This is a genomic window from Aeromicrobium sp. Leaf272 (genome assembly GCF_001422865.1).
Classification (GTDB): domain Bacteria; phylum Actinomycetota; class Actinomycetes; order Propionibacteriales; family Nocardioidaceae; genus Aeromicrobium.
Genome location: NZ_LMMY01000010.1, coordinates 227,076 through 234,050 on the forward strand (window position 1 = coordinate 227,076; position 6,975 = coordinate 234,050).

A 6,975-nucleotide genomic window follows, 5' to 3' on the forward strand; every position below is an offset into this window, starting at 1 on the left:
TGGCCGGGACCGTCGCGGGTACCTCTGGTACGAACCGCGACGAGGAGGCGACCGTGAGCGACGACAGTGTGAGCGACGACGGGCGAGAGCCGGACGACTGGAGCGGCAGCATGAAGCGGCCTTGGTACAACCCGCCTGCGCGGCGTGGGGGCAGCGGGACCGGTGAGGGCTGGTGGCGGTGGACGATCGCGGCGATCACGCTCGTGGTGGTCGCCGTGGTGGTCGTCCTCGTGCTGGTGGACCGGGACGTGCTCCCCCGACCCTGGGCATACGCCGTGCTGCCCGTGGCGATCTTCGCCGCAGGTCTCTCGAGGGTGGTGACGATCCTCAAGGCCAGGACCGCGGACCGGCGGGACCTCCAGGAGCGGGACGGCCCGCCCCACGACACCCGTTGATCTCAGGTCGTCGACTCGTCGGCGTCCGGGCGGACCGGGGCGAGACCACGCGTGGCGGGTCCCTCGATGAGTCGGCCGTCGGCCTCGAAGCGTGACCCGTGGAGCGGGCAGTCCCACGAGCCCTCGACGTCGTTCCAGCGGACGATGCCGCCGAGGTGCGGGCACACGGCGGAGACCGACCGGGTGCAGCCGTCCACGACGGACGTGGCGACGGGCGGTCGACCTCGCGTGACCACGCCCTGCGTCTCACCGGGCGTGACCGGCGCCCGACCAAGGGCGCCCAACCAGCCGGACGTCATGTGCGCGCCGACCTCGGAGTTCCATCCGAGGACCGCTGCTGCGGCGCGAGCGCCCAGGAGCCGGCGCGGAGGCACGACCGGAACCTCGTCCCCTTCTGCGACCGCTCGGGCGAGGCGGCGCGCCGCACCCACGCCTGCCACCAGGCCCCACCCGCCGAACCCGGTGATCACGTGGACCCGCGACGACCCGCGCGTCCGTCCGACGATCGGCACCTCGTCGGGCGTCTGGTAGTCCTGCGCCGACCACGCCGCGACCTCACGTCCGACGTCCAGGTGCTCCCCGGCCCAGCCCCGCAGTGCCTCCACGTGCCGTCCGGCCGGCATGGATCGACCGACCGCGTGACCGTGCCCACCGACCAGGACGAGCGGACGTCCGTCGGCGTCCGTCGCACCGCGCACCGTCCACGACGGCGAGCCGACGGAGACCGCCATCGGCTCGAGCTCCTGGTCGCTCTCGAACGCGACGATGTAGGAGCGGTGCGGCTTCGTCGTGGCGAACGCTGCGCTCCGGTCGAGCACGGGCAGACCGGTCGCGACGACCACCTGCTCGGCGGTGAGCTCGGTGCCGTCGTCCAGGGCCACGACGGGATGCTGACCGCCTCCGACCGACCTGGCACGTCGGCCGACCTGCACGTCGACCCCGGCGTCGACGGCCTCCTGGGCCAGCGCGGCGGTGTAGGCCAGGGGGTCGACCTGCAGCTGGTCCTCGAGCACCACGGCGCCGTACCCCGGAAGACCGCCCGGGACGGCGCGTTGCCAGCGCGTGACCAGCCCGGCGCGTCGCGCAGCCGCGTCCTCGGCACGCGTGGCCTCGATCTCGCGCTCGTGCGCGGCCCAGCTCACGGCCGGCCTCCGCTGGAACGGCACGTCCCAGCGCTCCAGCACCTGCTCGATCCACGCGAGAGCCTCCTGGCAGGTCTGCACGTACGCGGCCGCCGCGCTGCTGCCGTGGTGGCGCTCGATCGTCGACAGACGCGTGCCCTGCAGCAGGCTCAGCTTGCCGGTGGAGCGTCCCGACGTCCCGCCGCCGATGACGGGACGAGCCTCGACGACGGTCACCCGTCGTCCACGGTGGGCCAGCTCGGTGGCGACGGACAGACCCACCACTCCGCCACCCAGCACCACGTCGTCGTACGCCGACCCGGGCGCGGGTCGGGACTGCGGGACGTGGCTGGGGCGCTCGATCTCCCAGAGGCTTCGGGCGGTCATGCGTGCTCCTTCGTCGACGGACACCGTCGACCGACGAGTACCCGGACCTTGCACGGGCATGCGCCACGCCGCTCGGGGTACGAGGACGACGTGGACGAGACGACGGCAGCCTCGCGGGACGACCGCACGACGAACGACGCCGATGTGCACCGCAGTGCACTGGTGCTCATCGACCTTCAGGAGGACTTCCTCGACGCCCCGGGCCTGCGCGAGCGAAGGCCCGCGCTCCTGCGCGCGGTGCGACGCTGGATCGACCTGGCCGAGGGCGCTGACGCCCTGGTCGTCGAGGTGCGGACCGAGCTGCCCGAGGATCCCGAGACCTGGGCCCTCAACATGCGCGAGGACGGGCAGCCGGTCGCGCTGGCGGGGACGCCGGGCGCGTCACGGGTGTCCGAGCTCGCGGACCTGGAGGTGACCTCCGTCCTCAAGCGACGGGACGACGCCTTCCTCGGTACCGGGCTGGCCGCGCTGCTGCGGGGACACGGCGTCGACCATCTCGTGGTCGCCGGCGTCTCGACCCAGGCCTGTGTGGCCATGACGGCTGCCAGCGCGTACGCCCACGACCTGTCCGTCGTCCTGGCGGGCGAGGCGGTCGCCTCCGACGACGCCCATGCGCACACCGAGGCGATCCGCTGGCTCGCGGACGAGTACCGGCAACCTGTCGCGGATCCCGCCGACGGCTGGCCACACGGGTGAGCGCGGGCCGGCGTCGGCGCTTGCGCACCCGCCTCACCTGGCACCCCGCCCCACCCGATGACAGTCTGGGTTCGTGACGGACGCGGTCGAGATCGAGGTCGACGACCGGCTCGTGCGCGTCTCCAACCCTGACCGCGTCTACTTCCCCGAACGAGGATGGACCAAGCTCGACCTCGTCGAGTACTACATCGCCGTCGGCGACGGCATCGTCAACGCGCTGTTCGAGCGACCGTGCATGCTGCACCGCTTCCCCAAGGGCCTCGCGGGCGACAAGGTGCACCAGAAGCGCGTGCCGAGGGGTGCTCCGCCGTGGCTGGAGACGGTGCGTCTGACCTTCCCGCGCTACGACCGGACCGCGGACGAGCTGTGCGTCACCGAGCTCGCGGCGGTGGTGTGGGCCGTGCAGATGTCCACCGTCGAGTTTCACCCCTGGAACAGCCGCCGCGACGACCCCGAGAAGCCCGACGAGTGGCGGATCGACCTGGACCCCGGCCCGGCGTGCGACTTCGCCACGGTGCAGCGGGTCGCAGCCGTGGCGCGCGAGGTCCTCGACGAGCTGGGTGCCGTCGGCTTCCCGAAGACGTCGGGAGGGTCCGGTCTGCACGTGTACGTCCGCATCCCGCCCGAGCACGGCTTCACCGACGTCCGGCGCGCGGCCCTGGCCTTCGCACGGGAGGTGGAGCGGCGCACGGACGAGGCCACCACGACCTGGTGGCGCAAGGACCGCGACCCGTCGCAGGTGTTCATCGACTACAACCAGAACGCCCGCGACCACACCATCGCCGCGGCGTACTCGGTGCGCGGCGTGCCCGACGGGCGGGTCTCGACCCCGATCACCTGGGACGAGGTGCCGGACGTCGATCCGCGCGACTTCACCCTCGAGACCGTGCCGCCCCGCTTCGCCCGGCTCGGCGACCTGCACGCCGGGATCGACGACGCCGTCTTCGACCTCGCCCCGCTCCTGGAGTGGGCGGACCGCGACGGGGTCGACGTCGACGACGACCCCGACGCCTGACCCGCACCGGCGGCCCGCACGCGACGATCGTGCGTCCGGCGCTTCGCACGCGCCGGCGCGGGTACCCCGCCTGGGCACGGGTCCGGCATCGTGGGCGGGCCCGCACCCACGCCGACCGGTCCCGATGGCCCGACGAAGGAGCACCACGGATGACGATCCGCAGCATCGGCGTGGAGGAGGAGATGTACCTCGTCGACCCGCGCACCGCCTGGCCGATACCCCGGTCCGAGGGGGTGCAGGAGGTCGACGACGACCGGGACGACGACGCCCCGCAGGACGTGACGCAGGAGCTGTTCCTGGAGCAGGTCGAGACGACGACCGATCCGGCCCAGGACCTCGCGACCCTGCGCGCCCACGTCGTCGAGGCCAGGTTGCGCGCTGCGGCGGACGCGCAGGCCGTGGGCGCCGCGCTGCTTCCCTCTCCCACCCCCGTGGCGGGCCGCCCGCAGCACGTGACGCCCCACGAGCGCTACCGGTGGATGGCCGACCGGCATTGCGACCTCTTCCCGGCGGTCGCGGTCTGCGGGATGCACGTCCACGTCGACGTCGAGGACGACGAGGAGGCGGTCCGGGTGATCGACCGCCTCGGTCCATGGCTGCCCGTCGTGACCGCGTTGTCGGCCGGTTCCCCCTTCAGCGAGGGCGCCGATACCGGCTTCGCGTCGTGGCGCGCCCGACAGTGGGACCGCTGGCCGACGGCAGGGCCCACGGAGCCGTTCGGCGACCTGGCGACCTACCGCCGTGAGGTGGAGGCCGCCGTGGCGTCGGGCGTGGCGATCGACGACGGCATGGTCTACCTCGACGCCCGGGTCGGGCGGGCGACCCCGACCGTGGAGGTCCGGGTCATGGACGTGCAGCTCGACGTGGACGACGCCGTTGCCTTCGCGGGTCTGGTCCGCTCGCTCGTGACGACCGTCGCGGAGGTCCCCGACCTCCCAGGGTGGTCCGTCGCCCGCCTGCGGACGGCGCGCTGGCTCGCGCAGCGCGACGGGGTCACCGGTCGGCTCATCCACCCCGTCGACGGGACACCCGTCCCCGCTGCCGAGGCGGTGGAGGCCCTGCTGGATGCCGTCGACGACGCGCTCGGGGCGGCGGGCGACCGCACCCTGGTCCGGTCACACGTCGACGCGCTCCTGGCGGACGGAGGGGCGGCAGGCCGCGCACGACGGGTCGCAGCCGGAGATCCCCAGCGGTGGGCCGACCACGTCGTCGAGAGGACGCGCCAGTCGCTGGCGACTGCACGCGTCGAGACGTCGGAGTCGGGTACGTCCTCGGCATGAGCGAGACGACCTGGACACCCGCCGACCTGGACGAGCTTCGCGCCCGGATGCTCCTCGAGCAGGACGACCTGGCCGCACGCCTCCGCGAGCACCGCCGCACCGGTCCGGAGTGCGGCGACTCGGTCGACCACGCGAACGTCAACGTGGCGACCGAGCTCGACGTCCTCGCCGAGGCGCGGGACCGCGAGCTCCTCACCCAGGTGGAGCGCATCCTCCAGCGGCTGGAGGGCGGCACGTACGCCACCTGCGAGTCCTGCGGGGGTCCGGTCGAGCGAGCGCGGCAGGAGGCCTATCCCCACGCGACCACCTGCCTGACCTGCGCCAGGTCTGGGCGTCGGGGATAGCGCTGCCGTTCGCAGCGCGGGACGAGGCCCCGAGCGTGGAGCATAGGAGACTCCGTCGCTCGCAGAGCTCGCTCCTCCCCGAATCACCAGACCCTATTCGGATGAGACAAGGCCCCCGCAGCAACGAACAAGGCCCCCGTCACGAGTGACGGGGGCCTTGTCTCATCCGAGTGGAGCATAGGAGATTCGAACTCCTGACCTCTTCGATGCGAACGAAGCGCGCTACCAACTGCGCCAATGCCCCAGGTCGATCCAGGTTAGCACCAGGGCCCGGCGCTTCCGCACCGACCCGGCGAGCACCGGGACCTACTGGCCGGACGCCCGCCGCGGCTGCTCCGCGACCGTCTCGCCGGCCGTCCGGCCACCCGGCAGCTCGACGTCCTCGCCCTCGACGTGCCCCGACGTCCAGGTGCCCGGAGCGTCGAAGTCGATGGTGCGGACCGTGCGGCCGACCCGCGGCTTGGTCACGTAGGTGGGCAGCGTGACCGGGAGCGGGTCCCACAGCGGGGTGCCCGACGTGGACACCGACGGAACCGCGATCTGCAGCTTCTCCTCCAGCGCGTCGGCCGGGAGCTCCGTGCGCTGCATGACGTGCTTGCGGTCGGGCTCGACGTCCTCGAACTGGCCGGAGACCACGATCGTGTGCTCGTCGTCGACGGTGCGCTCGGGAGTGGCGCGACGCGACGAGCGCGTGGCGACGTCGGACGCCGCCGACTGGGCTGCACGCTTGAGGGAGGGCAGCCGCGAGGCGAGGGAGGCGCGCTCACGGCGGGGGCTGCTGATGCCACGCTCGGCGCGCACCTGCACGCGGCAGGCCACGAGCCAGGCGACGACCAGAAGGGCGGGCAGACCGACCCAGACCGGGGAGACCACCGAGAAGGCGGCCAGACCGCCGACGAGGACCAGCGACGTGAGCAGGGTCAGCAGCGTGCGACGGCGACGGCGGGCGGCCACGATCGCGGCCCGACGCGTCGGCGCGGAGGAAGCGGGCTGCGGGGCGACGGGCTGGGCCGACTCGGCCGGGACGACGGGTTCGTCGACGATCTCGTCCACGGGATCGACCTCCTCGGGCTGTGCGGCCTCGCGCCGCCTGGAGACGACCCGACTCAGGGGGCTCAACGACTCGAGGGACTCCGAGGAGCTGGCCTCGTCGTACCGTCGCAGGACGAGCGGCACGAAGTACGCCGCCCACACAGCGACGACGAACGCGACGATCAGTCCATTGGCACCCACGCCGCAACGGTAGGGCGGACGCCGAACGAATCGGCGCAGGTCACACCGTGTGTCGCGTGAAGATTGTGACGGGTGTGACTCAGGTGACCGGCTCGCGGGCGTCGTCCGCGCCCGTCACGCGGGCCAGGAGGCGCCCCGGGCGGTCGTCGGCCAGCGCCTGGAAGATCCGGTGGTCACGCCACGCGCCGTCGATGTGCAGGTACTCCCGAGCGAGCCCCACCTCGTCGAGCCCGAGCTTCTCCACGACCCGCAGGCTCGCGCTGTTCTCGGGTCGCACCGAGATCTCGACGCGGTGCAGACCCACGGTGTCGAGCAGGTGGTCGGCCACGAGCGCCACCGCCACCGGCGTGATGCCGTGGCCCGCGTGCCGCCGCGAGATCCAGTACCCGATGCTGCCCCAGCGCGCCGACGCCCACGCGATGCCGTTGACGGTGACCTGGCCGACCATCTCGCCCTTCCAGGTCACGGCGAACGGCATGGCCTTGCCCTGACGGGCCCGACGGC

General features: G+C 73.0%; 8 protein-coding genes and 1 tRNA gene. 5 read left to right on the top strand and 4 right to left on the bottom strand.

Going from position 1 to position 6,975, the window contains the following annotated elements:
- Positions 1-53: 53 nt before the first annotated feature.
- A complete protein-coding gene (locus ASF38_RS06340) occupies positions 54-395 on the top strand; it encodes a hypothetical protein (protein ID WP_055969063.1) in 342 nt (113 codons plus the stop codon).
- A gap of 2 nt (positions 396-397) precedes the next feature.
- Here the strand turns inward: ASF38_RS06340 and ASF38_RS06345 are convergent, their stop codons facing one another.
- Positions 398-1,903, bottom strand: a complete 1,506-nt coding sequence (locus ASF38_RS06345; protein ID WP_056574471.1) for an FAD-dependent oxidoreductase — start codon at positions 1,901-1,903, stop codon at positions 398-400.
- A 90-nt stretch (positions 1,904-1,993) separates the two neighbouring features.
- Between ASF38_RS06345 and ASF38_RS06350 the strand changes: the two genes are divergently transcribed.
- The 4 genes from ASF38_RS06350 (at position 1,994) to ASF38_RS06365 (ending at position 5,238) form a co-directional block, all read left to right on the top strand.
- Positions 1,994-2,599: a cysteine hydrolase family protein gene (locus ASF38_RS06350; protein ID WP_056574474.1), complete on the top strand. Its 606-nt coding sequence runs from the start codon at positions 1,994-1,996 to the stop codon at positions 2,597-2,599.
- Between the two features lie 73 nt (positions 2,600-2,672).
- Positions 2,673-3,614 (top strand): non-homologous end-joining DNA ligase, encoded by a 942-nt coding sequence (ligD, locus tag ASF38_RS06355; protein ID WP_056574477.1) that lies wholly within the window; start codon positions 2,673-2,675, stop codon positions 3,612-3,614.
- Between the two features lie 149 nt (positions 3,615-3,763).
- Complete coding sequence (locus tag ASF38_RS06360; RefSeq protein ID WP_056574480.1) at positions 3,764-4,894, top strand: glutamate--cysteine ligase; 1,131 nt, start codon at positions 3,764-3,766, stop codon at positions 4,892-4,894.
- A complete protein-coding gene (locus tag ASF38_RS06365; RefSeq protein WP_056574483.1) occupies positions 4,891-5,238 on the top strand; it encodes a TraR/DksA C4-type zinc finger protein in 348 nt (115 codons plus the stop codon). The genes ASF38_RS06360 and ASF38_RS06365 overlap by 4 nt, the downstream gene beginning before the upstream one ends.
- A gap of 171 nt (positions 5,239-5,409) precedes the next feature.
- Here ASF38_RS06365 and ASF38_RS06370 read toward each other — a convergent pair.
- From ASF38_RS06370 to ASF38_RS06380, 3 genes are all read right to left on the bottom strand, one after another.
- Positions 5,410-5,482: transfer RNA gene (locus ASF38_RS06370), tRNA-Ala, on the bottom strand.
- A gap of 62 nt (positions 5,483-5,544) precedes the next feature.
- On the bottom strand, positions 5,545-6,471 hold the full coding sequence (locus ASF38_RS06375; protein WP_056552510.1) for a hypothetical protein: 927 nt from the start codon (positions 6,469-6,471) through the stop codon (positions 5,545-5,547).
- Between the two features lie 79 nt (positions 6,472-6,550).
- A partial coding sequence (locus ASF38_RS06380) for a GNAT family N-acetyltransferase (protein ID WP_156366832.1) occupies positions 6,551-6,975 on the bottom strand: 425 nt, incomplete at its 5' end.

Coding starts and splice junctions, on each gene's coding strand:
- ASF38_RS06360 (WP_056574480.1), top strand. CDS start 3,764: ATGACGATCCGCAGCATCGGCGTGGAGGAGGAGATGTACCTCGTCGAC.
- ASF38_RS06365 (WP_056574483.1), top strand. CDS start 4,891: ATGAGCGAGACGACCTGGACACCCGCCGACCTGGACGAGCTTCGCGCC.
- ASF38_RS06345 (WP_056574471.1), bottom strand. CDS start 1,903: ATGACCGCCCGAAGCCTCTGGGAGATCGAGCGCCCCAGCCACGTCCCG.